The following is a 1,274-nucleotide window of genomic DNA, read 5'->3' on the forward strand; positions in this document are numbered from 1 at the left end:
CCTTCGCCTTGGACTTCTTTACTTTTAATCCCTGCGAGTTTTTTGGTGTCCGGCAGTTGGCCTTGACTGTCAAATCGGGTTGGGCTGCGTTGGGCTTCATGTAGGCGGCCCACCACAAAGGGACGGTCGATGTTGCCGTCAAAGAAGTCGATAACCACGATTTCATTGATTCGAGGAAGGAAGCGTGCGCCATAGCCTTCGCCTGCCCATGGGGTCAGTACATCGATCCAAGCTGAATCGGTATCGTTGTTGTTACTGCCGGCACCCCCATCAAATTGGTGGTCTTCTGCTCGGGTAAATAGGAAGCGTACTTTGATGCGTCCCCATTCATCGACATGGATTTCTTCTCCTGCAGGTCCCACCACTTTGGCGCGTTGCGGATGGGTGCTGGGTCGATGTTGTAGTGGGTTGTATTCGGGTACGGTTTTGATGTTGCGTCGTTGTAGGATGAGTTCGCTGGCTTGGCGTTCTTGGTCCTTGTGGGTTGCTTGGTTGGTGTCTGTCTTGTGTTTTGGCGTCCATTGGCTGCGTTGTAGCAGTTGTTGGACTTGTTGGTCTAAGTCTTTGGGTAGGTTGTTTTGGTTGTAGTAGCGTTTGCCAACAATGAGGAATTCTTGGTCAGCTCCGCTGTGTTGTTCGATTTCTGGGTGTCCATCGAGTTTGAACCAGTAGCCGACTTGGCTGTCTCTGACGCTGGCTTTGGCGATGAATTGTTTGCTTTGTCCAGCGTAGTAGTCGCTAAGGTGTTGGTTGAGTTTTTCGACTTGGCTGTTGCCTGAGGCGGTGGCTTGGTCTTCGCCTTTGAGGTCTTGGATCCATGCAGGGCTGATGTGCCATGCTTGTTCGAGGCCTAGGCTGGCATTGTCTTGGTGGTCACTGTGTTGGTGTTTGCTTTGGACTGACCCTGCGCCTTCTTCTTGTTCGAGGGCTGTGGCTTGCCAGCGTTGTAGGTGGACTGCGGTGGGTTGTAGGCTACGTTGTCCGATAAAGCTGGTGATGCTATCAAATTGTTCTGTCGCATCACTGCGGTGGTAGCGAATGTTGCGTCGGTTAAGGGCTTGGTATTGGCTGTTGTCGTCAATCAGGCGGAGCTTTTGTGCTTCGATCGGGCTGTTGTTGCTCGGTACAATCGGTTGGGCTTCATCAATGAGCCAGTTAATGCCTTCACTGCGTAGTAAGCGAGTCAGAAAGTCGTAGTCGCTTTCGTTGCTTTGCATGATAAAGGGTCGGATGTCGTATTGTTGTTGCAATCCACTGTGGTCTAGGCTGAGGCT

At 51.7% G+C, this 1,274-nt stretch carries 1 protein-coding gene; it reads right to left on the bottom strand.

Features of this window, described 5'->3' with window-relative positions:
- On the bottom strand, positions 1–1,274 hold a 1,274-nt coding region (locus tag AC1M9N_RS14440), incomplete at both ends, for a type VI secretion system Vgr family protein (protein WP_481954967.1).

It is taken from the genome of Acinetobacter sp. ANC_7655 (genome assembly GCF_056784015.1).